18 protein-coding genes are annotated in these 16,237 nt (G+C 63.1%); 8 read left to right on the plus strand and 10 right to left on the minus strand.

The features are described from left to right. Positions 1-93: 93 nt before the first annotated feature. The 8 genes from dnaJ to PNAP_RS26870 all read right to left on the minus strand — a co-directional run bounded on the left by dnaJ (position 94) and on the right by PNAP_RS26870 (position 7,343). Entirely contained in the window at positions 94-1,236 is a 1,143-nt protein-coding gene (dnaJ, locus tag PNAP_RS07615) for a molecular chaperone DnaJ (protein WP_011800926.1), read from the minus strand. Positions 1,237-1,421: 185 nt separating this feature from the next. Next, positions 1,422-3,365 (minus strand): molecular chaperone DnaK, encoded by a 1,944-nt coding sequence (gene dnaK, locus PNAP_RS07620; RefSeq protein ID WP_011800927.1) that lies wholly within the window; start codon positions 3,363-3,365, stop codon positions 1,422-1,424. Positions 3,366-3,532: 167 nt separating this feature from the next. Further along, positions 3,533-4,102 carry a nucleotide exchange factor GrpE gene (grpE, locus tag PNAP_RS07625; RefSeq protein WP_011800928.1) on the minus strand — a complete coding sequence of 190 codons (570 nt, stop codon included), beginning with the start codon at positions 4,100-4,102 and terminating at the stop codon, positions 3,533-3,535. Between the two features lie 231 nt (positions 4,103-4,333). Beyond that, positions 4,334-4,657, minus strand: coding sequence for a winged helix-turn-helix transcriptional regulator (locus PNAP_RS07630; RefSeq protein ID WP_011800929.1), 324 nt, complete (start codon positions 4,655-4,657; stop codon positions 4,334-4,336). 224 nt (positions 4,658-4,881) lie between these two features. Further along, entirely contained in the window at positions 4,882-5,676 is a 795-nt protein-coding gene (locus PNAP_RS07635) for an extensin-like domain-containing protein (RefSeq protein WP_011800930.1), read from the minus strand. Positions 5,677-5,683: 7 nt separating this feature from the next. Continuing rightward, positions 5,684-6,061 carry a PH domain-containing protein gene (locus PNAP_RS07640; RefSeq protein ID WP_011800931.1) on the minus strand — a complete coding sequence of 126 codons (378 nt, stop codon included), beginning with the start codon at positions 6,059-6,061 and terminating at the stop codon, positions 5,684-5,686. A 64-nt stretch (positions 6,062-6,125) separates the two neighbouring features. Further along, a complete protein-coding gene (locus tag PNAP_RS07645; RefSeq protein WP_011800932.1) occupies positions 6,126-7,079 on the minus strand; it encodes a cation diffusion facilitator family transporter in 954 nt (317 codons plus the stop codon). 99 nt (positions 7,080-7,178) lie between these two features. After that, positions 7,179-7,343 carry a hypothetical protein gene (locus tag PNAP_RS26870; RefSeq protein WP_157040237.1) on the minus strand — a complete coding sequence of 55 codons (165 nt, stop codon included), beginning with the start codon at positions 7,341-7,343 and terminating at the stop codon, positions 7,179-7,181. A 143-nt stretch (positions 7,344-7,486) separates the two neighbouring features. Here PNAP_RS26870 and PNAP_RS07650 point away from each other — a divergent pair, with 143 nt between their 5' ends. The 6 genes from PNAP_RS07650 (at position 7,487) to PNAP_RS07675 (ending at position 12,121) form a co-directional block, all read left to right on the plus strand. Then, positions 7,487-7,909, plus strand: a complete 423-nt coding sequence (locus PNAP_RS07650; RefSeq protein WP_011800933.1) for a DUF1924 domain-containing protein — start codon at positions 7,487-7,489, stop codon at positions 7,907-7,909. A gap of 46 nt (positions 7,910-7,955) precedes the next feature. Further along, on the plus strand, positions 7,956-8,438 hold the full coding sequence (locus tag PNAP_RS07655) for a diheme cytochrome c (RefSeq protein ID WP_011800934.1): 483 nt from the start codon (positions 7,956-7,958) through the stop codon (positions 8,436-8,438). Between the two features lie 19 nt (positions 8,439-8,457). After that, the gene (locus PNAP_RS07660) at positions 8,458-9,222 is read left to right on the plus strand and encodes a cytochrome b/b6 domain-containing protein (RefSeq protein WP_011800935.1); all 765 of its coding nucleotides are present in this window, start codon (positions 8,458-8,460) and stop codon (positions 9,220-9,222) included. A 12-nt stretch (positions 9,223-9,234) separates the two neighbouring features. Then, entirely contained in the window at positions 9,235-9,903 is a 669-nt protein-coding gene (locus tag PNAP_RS07665; protein ID WP_011800936.1) for a response regulator, read from the plus strand. Next, complete coding sequence (locus PNAP_RS07670; RefSeq protein WP_011800937.1) at positions 9,900-11,249, plus strand: ATP-binding protein; 1,350 nt, start codon at positions 9,900-9,902, stop codon at positions 11,247-11,249. The genes PNAP_RS07665 and PNAP_RS07670 overlap by 4 nt, the downstream gene beginning before the upstream one ends. Before the next feature lie 164 nt (positions 11,250-11,413). Continuing rightward, positions 11,414-12,121 carry a VIT1/CCC1 transporter family protein gene (locus tag PNAP_RS07675; RefSeq protein WP_011800938.1) on the plus strand — a complete coding sequence of 236 codons (708 nt, stop codon included), beginning with the start codon at positions 11,414-11,416 and terminating at the stop codon, positions 12,119-12,121. A gap of 20 nt (positions 12,122-12,141) precedes the next feature. On the opposite strand, the gene PNAP_RS07680 is transcribed toward PNAP_RS07675, so the two are convergent. Then, a complete protein-coding gene (locus PNAP_RS07680) occupies positions 12,142-13,386 on the minus strand; it encodes a nitronate monooxygenase (protein ID WP_011800939.1) in 1,245 nt (414 codons plus the stop codon). Between the two features lie 331 nt (positions 13,387-13,717). Here PNAP_RS07680 and PNAP_RS07685 point away from each other — a divergent pair, with 331 nt between their 5' ends. Further along, complete coding sequence (locus tag PNAP_RS07685) at positions 13,718-14,266, plus strand: NADPH-dependent FMN reductase (protein WP_049763750.1); 549 nt, start codon at positions 13,718-13,720, stop codon at positions 14,264-14,266. 83 nt (positions 14,267-14,349) lie between these two features. Here PNAP_RS07685 and PNAP_RS07690 read toward each other — a convergent pair whose 3' ends face one another. Continuing rightward, a complete protein-coding gene (locus tag PNAP_RS07690; RefSeq protein WP_011800941.1) occupies positions 14,350-15,003 on the minus strand; it encodes an FMN-dependent NADH-azoreductase in 654 nt (217 codons plus the stop codon). 152 nt (positions 15,004-15,155) lie between these two features. On the opposite strand from PNAP_RS07690, the gene PNAP_RS07695 reads away from it, so the two are divergent. Then, positions 15,156-16,085, plus strand: a complete 930-nt coding sequence (locus PNAP_RS07695; RefSeq protein WP_011800942.1) for a LysR family transcriptional regulator — start codon at positions 15,156-15,158, stop codon at positions 16,083-16,085. The last annotated feature ends 152 nt before the right edge of the window (positions 16,086-16,237 follow it).

The raw sequence follows: 16,237 nt of genomic DNA on the forward strand, positions 1-16,237 counted from the left end.
ATGGCCTATTTCATGATTAATGATGGTCTGAAAGGGACGCGCCATGAAAAATGCCGGACTGAATCCGGCATTTCATCAAGGCAGCAACCCGGGTCAGGCGCCGAAGAAATTCTTCAGCTTGTCGGTCCAGCCTTCTTCGCTGGGCGAGTGCTTGGCGCCGCCTTTTTTGATCGACTCGTCGAGTTCCTTGAGCAGCTTGCGCTGGTGCTCGGTCAGCTTGACCGGCGTCTCGACCGTGATGTGGCAGTACAAATCGCCCGGATAGCTCGAACGCACGCCCTTGATGCCCTTGCCGCGCAGGCGGAACTGCTTGCCGGCCTGCGTGCCTTCGGGAATGTCGATGGCCGCCTTGCCCGCCAGCGTCGGCACCTCGATTTCGCCGCCCAGCGCCGCCGTCATGAAGCTGATGGGCATCGAGCAGTGCAGGTCGTCGCCGTCGCGCTCGAAGATGTCGTGCTTCTTGAGCCGGATCTCGATGTACAGGTCGCCGGGCGGCCCGCCGTTGGTGCCGGGCTCGCCGTTGCCGGTCGAGCGGATGCGCATGCCGTCATCGATGCCGGCCGGAATCTTCACTTCCAGCGTCTTGTTGTTCTTGGTCTTGCCCACGCCGTGGCAGGCCACGCAGGGCGAGGGAATCAGCTTGCCGCTGCCCTTGCACTGCGGGCAGGTCTGCTGCACGCTGAAAAACCCCTGGCGCATCTGCACCACGCCGTGGCCGTGGCAGGTGGTGCAGGTGGCGACCTTGGTGCCGGGCTTGGCGCCCGTGCCGTGGCAGATGCCGCAGTCGTCCCAACTGGGGATGCGGATTTGCGCTTCCTTGCCGGCGGCCGCTTCTTCGAGCGTGACTTCCATCGCATAGCTCAGGTCGCCGCCGCGATAGACCTGCCGGCCGCCGCCGCCCTGGGCACCGCCGCGCTGGCCGCCGAACACATCGCCAAAAATGTCGCCGAAGGCCTCGGCAAAACCGCCAAAGCCTTCAGCGCCCGGACCGCCGCCCCGGTTGGGATCGACACCGGCATGGCCGTACTGGTCGTAGGCCGCGCGCTTTTGGGCGTCGGAAAGCATCTCGTAGGCTTCCTTGGCTTCCTTGAACTTGTCTTCGGAAACCTTGCTCGTGTCACCCTGGTTGCGGTCGGGGTGGTGCTTCATCGCAAGCTTGCGGTAGGCTTTTTTGATGTCTTCATCGCTGGCGTTCTTGGGAACGCCGAGCGTGTCGTAATAGTCTTTTTTGGCCATGTCAGGTCAGGCAATCATTGTTAAAAGTTCTCGGTGGTCAGCAAAGGCAAGGGTGGCCGGAAGCGGCGCGTAGTTCATGAAGCGGTAAAACGCAAAAGCGGAAAGCCGGGATTGCTCCTGGTTTCCGCTCTTGCGCTGGCTACGCATTTTCATGCATTGAGCAAGCCGTCTCTGGCCGGCTCAAATCAGCCCTTCTTGACTTCCTTGACTTCGGCATCCACCACATTGTCGTCGGCAGCGGGCTTGGCCTGGGCGTGTTCGGCACCGGCTGCCGCGCCTGCGTCGCCGCCAGCGGCTTGCGACGACTGCATGTCGGCATACATCTTTTCGCCGAGCTTCTGGCTGGCTTCCATCAGGGCGGCGTTCTTGGCTTCAATCGCGGCCTTGTCGTCGCTCTTGAGGGCTTCTTCCATGTCCTTGATGGCGGCTTCGATTTTTGCCTTTTCGCCGGCATCGAGCTTGTCGCCATACTCGCCCAGCGATTTTTTCACGCTGTGGACCATGGCTTCGGCGCTGTTCTTGGCCTGCACGAACTCGACCTTTTTCTTGTCGTCCTCGGCGTTCAGTTCGGCGTCCTTCACCATCTGCTGGATTTCAGCTTCGGTCAGGCCGGAGTTGGCCTTGATGGTGATCTTGTTTTCCTTGCCGGTGCCCTTGTCCTTGGCGCCGACGTGCAGGATGCCGTTGGCGTCGATGTCGAACGACACTTCGATCTGCGGCGTGCCGCGCGATGCTGGCGGAATGCCTTCGAGGTTGAACTCGCCGAGTGCCTTGTTGCCCGAGGCAATCTCGCGCTCGCCCTGGAATACCTTGATCGTCACGGCCGGCTGGTTGTCTTCAGCGGTCGAGAAGGTCTGGGCGAACTTGGTCGGGATGGTCGTGTTCTTCTTGATCATCTTGGTCATCACGCCGCCCATGGTTTCGATGCCCAGGGACAGCGGCGTCACGTCGAGCAGCAGCACGTCGGAGCGGTCGCCCGACAGCACCTGGCCCTGAATCGCGGCGCCAACGGCCACGGCTTCGTCGGGGTTCACGTCCTTGCGCGGTTCCTTGCCGAAGAATTCCTTGACCTTTTCCTGCACCTTGGGCATGCGCGTCATGCCGCCGACCAGGATCACGTCATGGATGTCGCCAACGCTCACGCCGGCGTCCTTGACGGCCACGCGGCAAGGGGCAATCGTGCGCTCGATGAGTTCCTCGACCAGGCTTTCGAGCTTGGCGCGGGTCATCTTGATGTTCAGGTGTTTCGGGCCTGAAGCGTCAGCGGTGATGTAAGGCAGGTTGATGTCGGTCTGCGCGCTGTTGGACAGCTCGATCTTGGCTTTTTCAGCGGCTTCCTTCAGGCGCTGCAGGGCCAGCACGTCGTTCTTGAGGTTGACGCCGGAGTCCTTCTTGAACTCGTCGATGATGAAGTCGATGATGCGCTGGTCGAAGTCTTCGCCGCCGAGGAAGGTGTCGCCGTTGGTGGACAGCACTTCAAACTGCTTTTCGCCATCGACATCGGCAATCTCGATGATCGAGATGTCGAAGGTGCCGCCGCCCAGGTCATAGACGGCAATCTTGCGGTCGCCCTTTTCCTGCTTGTCCAGGCCAAAGGCCAGCGCGGCTGCGGTGGGTTCGTTGATGATGCGCTTGACATCGAGGCCGGCGATGCGGCCGGCGTCTTTCGTCGCCTGGCGCTGGGCGTCATTGAAGTACGCGGGCACGGTGATCACGGCTTCGGTGACGGGCTCGCCGAGGTAGTCTTCGGCGGTTTTCTTCATCTTGCGCAGGATGTCGGCGCTGACCTGCTGGGCCGACAGCTTTTTGCCACGCACTTCAATCCAGGCGTCGCCGTTGTCGGCGGGCACGATGGAGTAAGGCATCAGGCCGATGTCTTTTTGCACTTCTTTTTCGGTGAACTTGCGGCCGATCAGGCGCTTGACGGCGTAGAGCGTGTTCTTGGGATTAGTCACGGCCTGGCGCTTGGCCGATGCGCCGACCAATACTTCGCCATCTTCCTGGTAGGCAACGATGGACGGGGTGGTGCGGGCGCCTTCCGAGTTTTCAATGACGCGGGGCGTGTTGCCCTCCATGATGGAGACGCAGCTGTTGGTCGTGCCCAAGTCGATACCGATGATTCTTCCCATGATGTACTCCAGTTTTTGTTTGGTTAAGGTTTGGATGCCGGGCGGACCGCTTGCTGGGTTGCCCTGGTCATCAAGCTGCTGAAAACTTGCGGATAAGTTCTACAACTTCAAGTGCTTCAGGTTTTTATTTGTCGTTGAAAAGGTCGTTAAATGGCGTTAACGGGTCGTTATTGCGGCGCTGCCACCGTGACCAGGGCAGGGCGCAGCACGCGCTCGGCAATCAGGTAGCCCTTTTGCAGCACGGCCACCACGGTGTTGGCTTCCTGCGCGGCAGGCACCATGCTGATGGCCTGGTGCTGGTGCGGATCGAATTTGCTGCCGGCCACTGGATTGATCTCGATGACCTTGTTGCGCTCCAGCGCGGCCTTGAGCTGCTTGAGCGTGGCCTGCGAGCCTTCGCGCAACTGCTCCAGCGTGGCTTCCTTCATGTTCAGGCCGGCTTCCAGGCTGTCGAGCACCGGCAGCAGGCTTTCGGCGAAGCTTTCAAGGGCGAACTTGCGCGCCTTGGAAATTTCATCCTCGGCGCGGCGGCGGGCGTTTTCAGCCTCGGCCTTGGCGCGCAGGTAGTTGTCGGACAGTTCGGTGTTCTTGGCCTGCAGGACTGCCAGCTGGGCCTGGGCCTCGCTGGCCGCGTTCATCGCGTCAAACTCGTCGGCCGCCTGCGCTGCTTCGAGTTCTTCGGGGCTGGGCTCGCCGGTCAGGTCTTGGTTCTGTTCGGGTTGTTTGTTCTCGGACATGTTGGTAGAAGAGGTTTGAAGCTGCTAAGTTGACTAGCTTGGGATGGCAAATCCCTTTTCAAGTCAGGGATTTCTCGATTGACGATGTTTGTTTCAATCCGCGCCCAAGCACAGCTTGAGCGAAATTTGGAAGAAGTTTCCCCTCTCCCAAATAAATTCTATCCCCCTGAAGGGGGAGGTTTCAAACCGGAGTTTGTCTTTGAACCGGCGGAGAACGCCGGTTATTGCCGGTTATTTATTGGTGTCGGCGCTGACCTTGGTCTGGCTGACGGCCCATTTGCCGGCAAACGCCTGCAGGTCGTTCAGGCGTTTGAGCAGGTCCGCGCCCAGCGTGGTGACGGTGTAGCCTTTTTCGCCATGGCCGAGCAGGCCGGCGGCGCGCAATTCCTTGATGCGGGTGTTCAGGGTGTTGGGCGTGATGTTGCCGATGCTGTCCTGGAGCAGCCGGAAGGTCTGGGGATGGCCGTCTTTCAGTGCCCACAGCACACGCAGTGCGTAGCGCGATTCCAGCAGTTCAAGCAGCAGGCTTACGGCGGCGTTTTCTTTGGCACTCATGGGTATCTCCTCGGGTCAGTCAGGTCACAGGGAATGGGGATTTGGCTCAGCAAAAGCTTGGCGCCAAATATAACGCAAATTCCCCTCTGCTACGAGTTTTATAGCTGGTCATGCCCGTGCTGTTTGGACTGGCGGGCTAAAACCCTTGAAAATCCGTAACTACCCAGGCCACCCCAGGCGCCCGAATTTGCAGGGCGCCTACCTTCTGCTTTAACAAACTACCGCTAGCGGCACAGGGCGTAGCCGCCGGTTTCCAGGTGGAAATGGTCGCGGTGCACGGCGTTGTAGTCGGGACCGAGCACACCGTTGAAGAGCCGGCAGGCGCCCTGGTGCGCATCGGCCAGCATCCGCGCTTCAGCGTCGGGCGGCGTGGCCGCATCGGCAGGCCGCCAATCCTTCAGCACGGTGATGCGCTTTCCGTTTTGCAGCGTAAAGCCGGCAATGTCGAGCGCATTGGCCGTGGCATGGCGGCTGCGCGAGGCGCCTGGCGCATTGGGCGCCGAGCGTTCCCCACGGTTGATGTTGCGGCAGGCGTAACTGCCGAGGTGGTCGATGGCGGCTACGCGCTGGCCGAAGTGCTGCTGGGCGGCGGGCTGCAGCGCATGCTGTTCCCACATGAAAAAAGACAAGGCCATCGGGCAGCTGAGCGACAGCGGCGCGCCCAGGCGCACCCCGGCCGTGCGCAGGAGGACTGCATTTTCAAAGCCGCAACCTGGGCCGGTGACGCGGTCGGGCAGGCGGTCGTAGGCCATTTTGGTTTGCGCCAGCGCGTTCAGGCAGCGCACCGGGTCGCTGCGGGTTCGCGACAACTTGTAGCCGGTCAGGAAATCCGGTGGCGCCATGACATCGAGCGGTGCCCAGGGATTGAAGCGGTCTGGAATCACGATGGCGCCGCTGTACCAGCCATAGGCGCCGGCGGCAATCGCGCTGCAGATAACGACGAGGCCAAGCCAGTGGCGCTGGCGTGGCTGCGCGGACGGTAGCTGGGCTTGGTGGTCTGGCGAGTCGGGCTGCGGCATGGGCTGCCTAGCGCAGCACGTAGCCCGCCAGCACGCTTTGCACCTCGTAGATGCTCAGCTTCTTGTTGAAGCGCTTTTGAAAAGGCAGGGCGGTCCCCGAAATCCAGATTTTCAGCTCGGCGTCCAGGTCGAAGTGGCCGCCGGTCTCGACGCTGAAATGCGTGATGCTTTTGTACGGGATTGAGTGGTACTCGACCTTGCTGCCGGTCATGCCCTGCTTGTCCACCAGCACCAGCCGCTTGCTGGTGAACACAAAGTAGTCACGGATCAACTGGTAGGCATGTTCGACCTGCTCGCCAGCGGCCAGGATCTGCTCGAACTCCTGTTGAATTTTTCCGGCGTCGATCTTCGACGCGTTGCCCATCATTCCGTCCAGCAAGCCCATGGTGAATCCTTGTAGAAAATTGTCGGTCCTGCCGATGTTATGCGCTGGGTTGCACGCCAGGGTGTCAATCCTTTGGTGTCCATCCGGCGTGGTCCAGGTCGGGACGCTTCCACGGGTCCACATGGGTCATCAGGTTCAGCACGCGGTGACGCTTGAGCACCCGCTGCCGGGCCTCAACGGCAATGTCGTGGCCGGCCTCCACCGAAATCGACGCATCGACCTCGATATGCGCATCGACGACGATCATGTCGCCCATCTTGCGCGTGCGCACGTCATGCACGTCGCTGACGCCGGGCGTTTCGATCAGGGTTTGCCGAATGGCCTCGACTTCCTGCTCGTCCACGGCGCGGTCCATCAGGTCGTGCAGGGCGTCCCAGCCGAATTCCCAGCCCATCCTGGTGACCATGAAGCCCACGATCAGCGCGGCAATCGGGTCCAGGATCGGGTAGCCCGCCAGGTTGCCGATGATGCCGATGCCCACCACCAGCGACGACGCCGCATCCGATCTGGCATGCCAGGCGTTGGCCACCAGCATGCTGGACTTGACGCGCTTGGCCACCGCCAGCATGTAGCGAAACAGCGACTCCTTGGCAATCAGGGCGATGCCGACCACCCACAGTGCGCTGGCATGGACCTGCGGCACGGTTTCTGGCGACTGCAGCTTGCCAATCGCCGACCACAGCATGCCCGTGCCCACCACCAGCAAAATGACACCCAGCGCCAGCGAGGCGGCGGTTTCAAAGCGCTGGTGGCCGTAGGGATGGTCCTGGTCCGCGTCCTTCTTGCTGTGATGGCCCGCAAACAGCACCACGAAGTCGGCGACCAGGTCGGACAGCGAATGGATGCCGTCGGCAATCAAGCCCTGGGATTTGGACAGGATGCCGGCGCCGATCTGGCCGACCGTCAGGACGATGTTGACGCCCACGCTGACCCAGGTGCTGCGCGAAGCCGCCGCCGCGCGTTCGGCCGGGCCGTGCTGGCTGTCTTCGGTGTCATCGGCGAGGTCGTTGAATTTCATTGAGGATGGCTGGGTAAAAGGGGCTTGCGCCCGGGATTCAGACACCGAGCTTACCTTGCGGCATTGACGCAACTCAAGCTGCAGAGCCGGCGTCCTGCTTCAGGTCATGTGCGTGTAACCCATCGCATCCGGTTGATGGGGTTCGCCTGGATGGCTGCCCAGGCTGAGTGGAATCGACACGAAGGCCGTGATGACGACCGGCACGAGTGCGGCGCACAGCACCCAGAGGTATTGGCGGATGAAGAGGCGAAGGGCGGGATGCATGATGGGTTTCCTTGTGGAGTGGGTGAATGCGTCAATCCTGATGGCTGCTGCTTAAGGCTGTCTGAGGCCGCGCAGGCTCGGGCTTAAGAAAGCGCTAAGAACGCCGCCGCATCATGAAGACAACCCCAAAACGAGGAGTCTTCATGAAGCCGTCACCCCTGCACCCATCGCCGTTGAAAGCCTTGCTGGCTGCAGCTGCTCTGGCCTGCGCCGCCATCGCCCCAGTCGCCCACGCCGCGACACCGGCGGAACAGTTGGCCGGCTACACGGCCCAGGCGGGAGCGCCTGCCGTGCCGGCTCGCGGGCAGCAATTCTTCAATACGCGCCACGGTCGCGAATGGAGTTGCGCCTCCTGCCACGGTGCCTTGCCGACACAGGCCGGCAAGCATGCCTCCACCGGCAAATCCATCAGCGCGCTGGCGCCGGCCTTCAACCCCGAGCGTTTCACCGACACGGCCAAGACCGAAAAATGGTTTCGCCGCAACTGCAACGATGTCGCGGGCCGCGAATGCACGGCCGCCGAAAAGGCCGATGTGCTGAGCTGGCTGCTGGCGCTCAAGCGCTGACCCTTCGCGCTTCAGGACTTCATTCACTTTCATAAGGATCAGCGCCATGTCATTCCGGTTTCCCTCACTCTCCACCAAAGTCCTGTTCGGCGTGCTTGCCACCATCTGCGCCACGCAGGCGGCGATGGCCGATGGCGACAGGCGCATGGTGCCGCTGCTGCCCCAATACAAGCAGGAATGCGCCGCCTGCCACCTGGCGTATCCGCCCGGCATGCTGCCGGCGGCCTCGTGGAAACGGGTCATGGCGGGCCTGCCCAAACACTACGGAACCGACGCGTCGCTCGACCCGGCGACGGTCAAGGAGCTTTCCACCTGGCTGGGCGCCAACGCCGGCACCTACAAGCGCGTCAGCGAAGAGCCGCCGCAGGACCGCATCACCACGTCAAGCTGGTTCGAGCGCAAGCATCGGGAAGTAGCGCCCGATACCTGGAAACGGGCCGCCATCGGCAGCCGGGCCAACTGCGCCGCCTGCCACACCCGCGCCGACAAGGGCGACTTCGACGAAGACAACGTCCGCATTCCGAAATAAGACCCCCAATGAGAAAGCCATGACCACCCATACCTTTCCTTCTCCAGAACCCTCTGCCGCGCCGGCTGGCGCGCAAACCCAGGCGCCCCGTCCGCAAAGCCGCCGCGTGGTGGATGCGACCACGCGCATGCTGCACTGGCTGATGGCGCTGAGCTTTACCGGCGCCTACCTCACCGCCGACGGCGAGCGCTGGCGCCTGGTGCATGTGACGCTGGGCTATACCCTGGCCGGCCTGCTGGTGGCGCGCGTGCTGTGGGGCCTGCTCGGGCCGCGCCAGGCCAGGCTGGCCATGCTGTGGCGCAAGTTGCAGGGCCTGCCGGGCTGGCTGAAGTCGCTGCCGAACGTCAAGTCCATCGCCACCGCGCAGCCCGCCTGGCGCCAGGGCCAGAACCTCATGATGGCGCTGGCCATCGTGCTCATCCTGGGCGTGGTGGTGCCGCTGACGCTCAGCGGCTACGCGGTCTGGGACGAGTGGGGCGGCGAATGGCTCGAAGAGGTGCATGAATTTTTCGGCAATGCCATGCTCGCCGTGGTGCTGGCGCATGTCGGGCTGATTGCCTTGCTGAGCCTGCTGCGGCGCAAGAACCAGGCGTTGCCCATGCTGACCGGCCGCGCCGCCGGCCCCGGCCCGGACCTGGCCAGGCGCAACCACGGCATTTTGGCGGCCGCTGTGCTGGCCTGCGTGCTGGGTTTCTGGGGCTGGCAGTGGAGCGAGGCGCCGCAAAACGCGGGCGCCCAGGACGCGGCGCAGACTGATAATGCCCGCAACCCTGACAGCGACTGAAAGAAAACCTCCATGCGCATCCTGCTTGCCGAAGACGATTCCTTGCTGGGCGACGGCCTGCGCGCCGGGCTGCGCCAGCTCGGCTTTCAGGTGGACTGGGTGCGCGATGGCGAAGCCGCCGAGCGCGAGCTGCGCGCCCAGCCGTATGAAGCCGCTGTGCTCGACCTCGGGCTGCCGCGCAAGGATGGCCTGGACGTTCTGGCCGCCGTTCGCCGCTCTGGCGTCAAGACGCCGGTGCTGGTGCTGACCGCCCGCGACGCCGTGCCCGAGCGCATACGCGGACTCGATGCCGGCGCCGACGACTATGTCGTCAAGCCGGTCGATCTGCACGAGCTGGCCGCGCGGCTGCGCGCGCTGGTGCGCCGCGCGCACGGCCAGCCGCAGGAGCGCCTGAGCGCGCAGGATGTCGAGCTGGACCCGGCGTCCCGCACGGTGCGCAAGGCGGGCGAGCCGGTCACGCTTTCGACGCGGGAGTTCGATCTGCTGCAGGCCTTCATGCTCAGCGCCGACCGCGTGCTGTCGCGCGAGCAGCTGGAGCAGCAGCTCTACAGCTGGGGCCAGGAGGTGGAGAGCAACGCCATCGAGGTGCATATCCACAATTTGCGGCGCAAGCTCGGTCCGGCGCTGATCCACACGGTGCGCGGCGTCGGCTACATGCTGCAGAAGGGCCTGTCCAGATGATCCGGGCGCCCCGATCCCTGCAAAACCGGCTGCTGCTGCTGGTGCTTTCCGGTGTGGCGCTGGTCTGGCTGGTGACCTCGGTGCTGACCTGGTTCGATGTGCGCCACGAGCTGGACGAGCTGCTCGACGGCCATCTGGCGCAGGCCGCAGCCCTGCTGGTGGTGCAGCAGGCGCAAGAGATGGAAGAGGACGACGGCAAGGGCCTGGACGCGCCCACGCTGCACCGCTATGCGCCCAAGGTGGCGTTCCAGGTTTTCCATGAAGACCGGCTGGCGCTGCGTTCGGCCAATGCGCCGGTCGCCCCGATGGTCGGGGCCGGAAAAGACTTCACCTTCGGCTTCAGGACCGTGCAGATGGATGGCATGGACTGGCGCGTTTTTGCCGCCCATGGCGCCAAGCGCGATGTGCAGGTCTATGTGGGTGAGCAGGTCAGCTCGCGCAACGCCATTTTGTGGGCGGTGCTGCGCAGCACCCTGTGGCCGATGGCGGTGGCGCTGCCGCTGCTGGTGCTGGCGGTGTGGTGGGCGGTGCGCTTGGGCGTGCAGCCGATTCGCCAGCTCGGACGCGTACTGGCCGAGCGCCAGCCGCAGGCGCTGAGTCCGGTCGCCATCGATCATTTGCCCGACGAGATGGCGCCCATGATCGCCGCCCTGAACAGCCTGTTCGAGCGCATAGGCCTGTTGCTGGAGTCCGAGCGCCGCTTCACGGCCGACGCGGCGCACGAGCTGCGCACGCCGATTGCCGCCATCCGCATGCAGGCGCAAGTCGCCATGGGTGAGTCTGACAACGCCCTGCGGCAACACGCGCTGCAGGGCACGCTCGAAGGCTGCGACCGCGCCACCCGGCTGGTCGAGCAGCTGCTCAGCCTGTCCCGGCTCGAAGCGGCAGAATCGCCCGCCATGGCCGATGTCGATTTGCGGGCGCTGGCCCAGCGCGTCGTGGCCGAACTGGCGCCCAAGGCGATTGGCAAAAAACAGTCGCTCGAATTCGAAGCCAGCCAGCCCTGCACCATTCCGGGCAACGAGACGCTGTTGGCGGTGCTGGTGCGCAACCTGGTGGACAACGCGGTGCGCTACAGCCCGCTAGCCGCGCACATCCGGGTGGAGGTGCAACGGCAGAACGGGCAAGTGGTGCTGCGTGTCGAGGACAGCGGGCCGGGCCTTGATGACGCCGAGCGCCAGCGGCTGGGCGAGCGTTTCTTCCGCGTCACCGGCAGCCTGGAGAGCGGCAGCGGGCTGGGCTGGTCCATCGTGCGGCGCATCGCGGCCGTGCACCGGCTGAAGATCGACGTTGGGCGCTCGGCGCGGCTGGGCGGGCTGTCTGTGCGCGTAATTTATGATGAATAATGCCTTTTGCGCAATGCTGGTGTGTACATACAGCTATTAATTTTATAGCATTGATTGATCCATGCGGAAATCTGTCGCAAGCCTCGGGTTGTGCTTCAATGAGCCATCTTTCTGCCTGAAACGCCGCCGTGCTGCGGCTTGACCTTTTTCAACAGGAGCCTGCCTTGCCCAAGAAACCGCTCAGCCGCCACCTCGAACGCCATCGCACGGACCGCATCGGCTGGCTGCGCGCCGCCGTGCTGGGCGCCAACGACGGCATTGTCTCCACCGCCAGCCTGGTGCTGGGCGTGGCTGCCGCCGGCGCCGATCAGCAAGCTATTTTGGTCGCCGGCGTGGCCGGGTTGATGGCCGGCGCCATGTCGATGGCGGCAGGTGAATATGTCTCGGTCCACTCCCAGGCCGATACGGAAAACGCCGAGCTGGAGCGCGAGCGCCTTGAAATCGAACAGCATCCTCTTGCCGAGCATGCAGAACTGGCGGGCATCTATGCGGCACGCGGCCTGAGCCCTGAGCTGGCCCGCCAGGTGGCCGAGCAATTGATGGTGCATGACGCACTGGGCGCCCATGTGCGCGATGAACTGGGCATTTCCGACACCTTGAGCGCGCATCCGGTCCAGGCCGCCCTGGCGTCGGCGAGCAGCTTTGCGCTGGGCGCGGCGTTGCCGCTGGCCGTCATCGCCCTGGCGCCAGCGCGGGGGCTGACCGCCTGGGTGGCGCTGACTTCGCTGGTTTTCCTGGCGCTGCTGGGCGCCCTGGCTGCCCGTGCCGGTGGCGCCAGCCTTGTCGCCGGCGCCTGGCGCGTCACTTTCTGGGGCGCGCTGGCGATGGCGATCACGGCAGGGGTTGGCGCACTGTTCGGCGCTGTTGTGTAAACGCCTGCGCGCCGGGGCCGTTACTCGGGCAGCAGCACCCGGTTGTCCACGCTGAACTGGTAATCCCGGAAGATGTGCTCGGCGCTCAGGGGCAGGTAAGTGCCGTCGGGCAGCATTCGCGTGGTGTCCTTGAGCCGGTAGGTCATGCTGCCGCAGGTCCAGCAGTTGTAGTTGCGCATGTGCGTGCACAGGCAGGTCTTGTCCATGACCGACAGGTTCTTGCCGTCCGGGTGGATGACGATTTGCGCGTTGTAGGCCGTGATGTAGGCGCAGTTGCCGTTGCCGTCGAGCAGGTAGCCGTAGGCCTCGCAATTGGGCCGGATGCCCGAGCCGATGGCGGGCGTGTTTTTCAGCATGCGCATCGGGTAGCCGGTCGGCGAAATCGTGTTGACCACGATGTCTTCCTCGCTGGCCTTGAAATACTCCTGCTTGACCTTGGCCGGCAGCCCGCATTCATTGGCCACCGTGAAGCGCGTGGCCACCTGCACGGCGGCCGCGCCGTTTTCAAGGAATGACACGGCGTCGCTGCCGGTGAAGATGCCGCCGGCGGCAATCAGCGGAATGTCGATCTGCTCGGCTTTCAGGTAGGCGGCGATCTCCGCCACGATGGTCGCCAGGTCGTACTTGGCCCAGTCCATGCCGAAGCCCAGGTGTCCGCCGGCCAGCGGGCCTTCAACGATCACATAGTCCGGCAGGCGCTGCAGGCGGGCGGTCTTGCGCAGGAACAGCTGCAGGGCGCGCACCGACGACACGATGATGCCCAGCTTGGCATCGCGAAAGCGCGGGTGCTCGGCCATCAGGCCGAACGAGCCCAGGTGCAGGCCGGCGCTCAGGGTGATGCCGTCGATGCCCGCATCCAGCGCCGAATTGAGCCGCACCTCCAGCGTGTCGCGCGGCGAGTTCATGGTCAGCTTTTCCATGACGTTGACGAACACCATGCCGTCGCCGCGCTTGGCTTCCATGGTCTTGCCCACATGCAGCCGGGTCGCCTCGGCCAGCTGGCCCAGGTCGAACTGGACGCTGCTCTTGTCCGAGTTGGCGATGTTGTGCTTGTAGAAGCGGGTTTTTCCCTTGACAAACTCGGTGTCGAAGCGCCGGTCGGAAACGTCATGAATCAGGGCGTCGGAGATATGGCCGATGCCGCCCAGGCGCGCAGCCTCCAGCGCCAGCTCGGCGGTGGAAATATCGACGCCCATTCCGCCAATGATGATCGGAACCAGTTCTTTGTGGCCGAATTTCAGGCGGAAATCATCAACTCTTTTCATCAGTGTCCTTGTTGCGGTGGTGGTGAGGCGGGTGAACGCGTCTCAGCGATTTTCGACGATAGCGGGGGTAGGGAGAAATGAACTTGTCAATACCCATGAATGGTAATCCCTTGACTGACCGCCGCCAGGGCGGGCTTGCCTTCACAAGCCCGCTAAACCCGGTATTAGATCAAATGACTGTGTATTAAGGTGCGTGGCTGGCGCGGGTTCGTTGGCGTTCCCAAATTCTTGCCGGCACGATTCCGGGCGGGTTTGCATAATGCACCTGCTACTTTCAGCTTTCTTTTCAACCTGCCGGTCAGCTGACCTGACCGGGTTTCTGGAGAATTTCATGGCTCAGTACACCATCGCTGTCGTTGTCGGCAGTCTTCGCAAGGACTCGTTCAACAAGAAGCTCGCCGGGGCGCTGGAAAAGCTGTTTCCGGCCGATTTCGGTTTTACCCATGTGCGCATTGACGACCTGCCCCTGTACAACCAGGACGATGACGGCAGCCCGGCCGCGCAGGTCACGCGGCTCAAGGGCGAGATTGCCGCTGCGCAGGGCGTGCTGTTTGTCACGCCTGAATACAACCGCTCGATTCCCGGCGTGCTGAAAAATGCCATTGACCACGCGTCGCGCCCCTACGGCCAAAGCGCCTGGAACGGCAAGCCGGCCGGGGTGATCGGCGCGTCGGTCGGCCCCATCGGCACCGCCATGGCGCAGCAGCACCTGCGCAACATGCTGGCCTACCTGAACATGCCGGCGCTGGGCCAGCCCGAAGCCTTCATCCACAACAAGGAGGGGCTGTATGACGCGGCGGGCAATATCGGTGAAGCCAGCCTGAAGTTCCTGCAGGGCTGGGTCGATGCGTATGTGGCCTGGGTTAAAAAGCACGCTTGATACGTAGCGTGAGCCGCCCATGAAAAAAACCCGCCATGGCGGGTTTTTTATTTGGGGATGGCTAAAAAGCCTTCAATTCGGCATCAGGCAACCAGGACTGCCTGCGGCTGGTTGGCGGCGCTGTGGGTTTGCGCCAGGATTTCAACCTGCGCGGCGGCCAGCGCGGCGGCCTTGGCGGCTTCGCCCATCGCCAGGCCTTCGGCCCGGACAAAGCGCACATCGGTCACGCCGAAGAAGCCGAAGACGGTTTTCAGGTAGCTTTCCTGGTGTTCCATGGCATTGCCGGCATCGCTGGTCGAATACATGCCGCCACGGGCCGAGGCCACGATGATGGTTTTGCCGCCGGCCAGGCCGACCGGGCCTTTTTCGGTGTACTTGAAGGTGCGGCCGGCCTGGGCCACGCGGTCAATCCAGGCCTTGAGCTGGCTGGGAATCGAAAAGTTGTACAGCGGCGCACCGATCACCAGCACATCGGCTGCCATGAACTGCGACACCAGGGCTTCGGAAATTGCGTTTTCGCGCTGCTGAACTTCGCTCAGGTCAGCCGTGCCAGCAGGCAGGCGAAAACCCAGGGACTCGACCGACAAATGGCTCGGGCTGTCCATGGCCAGGTCGAGGTAGCTGACTTCGGTGGCCGGATGGGCGGCGCGCCACGAGGCGACGATTTGCGCCGTCAGCTGGCGGGAAACCGAATTGCTGCCCAGGATGCTGGAGTCGATGTGAAGAAGCTTGCTCATGATGAATTCCTTTTGGTTGAAGAAGTTGGTAAAGCTGACTGCTGTGTTTCAGCCATGGATAGATTGTGTGTGCAGGCCAATGCTTTGATAAGCCGGCAAAATCGCGATACATTGTTCTACTCACGGGACAATCAATTCAAAGGAGCGGCCAAATGGAAGACCTGAACGACATGCTGTACTTTGCCGAGGTCGCGGAGCGCGGCGGTTTTGCCGCTGCCGGACGGGCGCTGGGCCTGCCGAAATCCCGGCTGTCGCGCCGCGTGGCCGAACTGGAATCGCGCCTGGGCGTTCGCCTGCTGCAGCGCACCACGCGCAAGCTGTCGCTGACCGAAGTCGGCGACATCTATCTGCGCCACTGCAGCGCCATGCGCGATGAAGCGCTGGCCGCTGCCGAGGCGGTGGCGCACCTGCAGGTGGAGCCGCGCGGCATGCTGCGCGTGACCTGCCCGGTCACGCTGGCCCAAAGCACGCTGGGCTACCTGATTCCCCGTTACCTGGCGCTGTTTCCGCTGGTCAAGCTCGATTTGCGTGTGACCAACCGGGTGGTCGATCTGGTGGAGGAGGGCATCGACATCGCGCTGCGGGTGCGGCCCACGCTGGACGACAGCGGCAGCCTGGTCGTCAAGCAACTGGGTGCGACCTGCGGCCATCTGCTGGCCAGCCCGGAACAGCTTCGCCGGCAGGGCACGCCGGCGACCCTCGAAGACCTGGCCCGGCTGGACACGGTGGCCATGTCGGCGACCGACGGGCGCAGCGCCTGGGTGCTGGTCGGACCCGACGGGCAGGAATTTGTGTTCCAGCACCAGCCGCGCTACGTGGCCGACGACCTGCAGACGCTCAAGCTGGCCGTGCTGGCGGGAACGGGCATCAGTTTTTTGCCTGAATTCCTCAGCAGGGCAGAGCTTCAGGCGCAACTGCTGGTGCCGGTGCTGCCGGGCTGGGCGCCCAAACCGGGCATGGCGCATGCGGTTTTCCCTTCGCGGCGCGGCCAGATACCGGCGGTGCGCAGCTTCCTCGACTTTCTGGGCAAGTACATGCAGGGTGAAGAAGTGCTGGGGAGCGAATCGCCGGACTCATCCTGAGCCGGTTTTTATAAGAAATAGCTGCTTTGCGCAATATGGATAGGCTGTAACAGCTATTGAAAACATAGCAAAAGGTTAAAAAAACACGGTTCTTTTGTCAACTCCAATCGAACTCTCTTATTCAATTTTTGTAATAAATTAAGAGAAATATA

The organism is Polaromonas naphthalenivorans CJ2 (assembly GCF_000015505.1).
GTDB classification, from domain to species: Bacteria; Pseudomonadota; Gammaproteobacteria; order Burkholderiales; family Burkholderiaceae_C; genus Polaromonas; species Polaromonas naphthalenivorans.

Coding starts and splice junctions, on each gene's coding strand:
- dnaJ (WP_011800926.1), bottom strand. CDS start 1,236: ATGGCCAAAAAAGACTATTACGACACGCTCGGCGTTCCCAAGAACGCC.
- PNAP_RS07670 (WP_011800937.1), top strand. CDS start 9,900: ATGATCCGGGCGCCCCGATCCCTGCAAAACCGGCTGCTGCTGCTGGTG.
- PNAP_RS07630 (WP_011800929.1), bottom strand. CDS start 4,657: ATGAGTGCCAAAGAAAACGCCGCCGTAAGCCTGCTGCTTGAACTGCTG.
- dnaK (WP_011800927.1), bottom strand. CDS start 3,365: ATGGGAAGAATCATCGGTATCGACTTGGGCACGACCAACAGCTGCGTC.
- PNAP_RS07690 (WP_011800941.1), bottom strand. CDS start 15,003: ATGAGCAAGCTTCTTCACATCGACTCCAGCATCCTGGGCAGCAATTCG.
- PNAP_RS26870 (WP_157040237.1), bottom strand. CDS start 7,343: ATGCATCCCGCCCTTCGCCTCTTCATCCGCCAATACCTCTGGGTGCTG.
- PNAP_RS07665 (WP_011800936.1), top strand. CDS start 9,235: ATGCGCATCCTGCTTGCCGAAGACGATTCCTTGCTGGGCGACGGCCTG.
- PNAP_RS07655 (WP_011800934.1), top strand. CDS start 7,956: ATGTCATTCCGGTTTCCCTCACTCTCCACCAAAGTCCTGTTCGGCGTG.
- PNAP_RS07695 (WP_011800942.1), top strand. CDS start 15,156: ATGGAAGACCTGAACGACATGCTGTACTTTGCCGAGGTCGCGGAGCGC.
- PNAP_RS07685 (WP_049763750.1), top strand. CDS start 13,718: ATGGCTCAGTACACCATCGCTGTCGTTGTCGGCAGTCTTCGCAAGGAC.
- PNAP_RS07680 (WP_011800939.1), bottom strand. CDS start 13,386: ATGAAAAGAGTTGATGATTTCCGCCTGAAATTCGGCCACAAAGAACTG.
- PNAP_RS07650 (WP_011800933.1), top strand. CDS start 7,487: ATGAAGCCGTCACCCCTGCACCCATCGCCGTTGAAAGCCTTGCTGGCT.
- grpE (WP_011800928.1), bottom strand. CDS start 4,102: ATGTCCGAGAACAAACAACCCGAACAGAACCAAGACCTGACCGGCGAG.
- PNAP_RS07640 (WP_011800931.1), bottom strand. CDS start 6,061: ATGGGCTTGCTGGACGGAATGATGGGCAACGCGTCGAAGATCGACGCC.
- PNAP_RS07635 (WP_011800930.1), bottom strand. CDS start 5,676: ATGCCGCAGCCCGACTCGCCAGACCACCAAGCCCAGCTACCGTCCGCG.
- PNAP_RS07660 (WP_011800935.1), top strand. CDS start 8,458: ATGACCACCCATACCTTTCCTTCTCCAGAACCCTCTGCCGCGCCGGCT.
- PNAP_RS07645 (WP_011800932.1), bottom strand. CDS start 7,079: ATGAAATTCAACGACCTCGCCGATGACACCGAAGACAGCCAGCACGGC.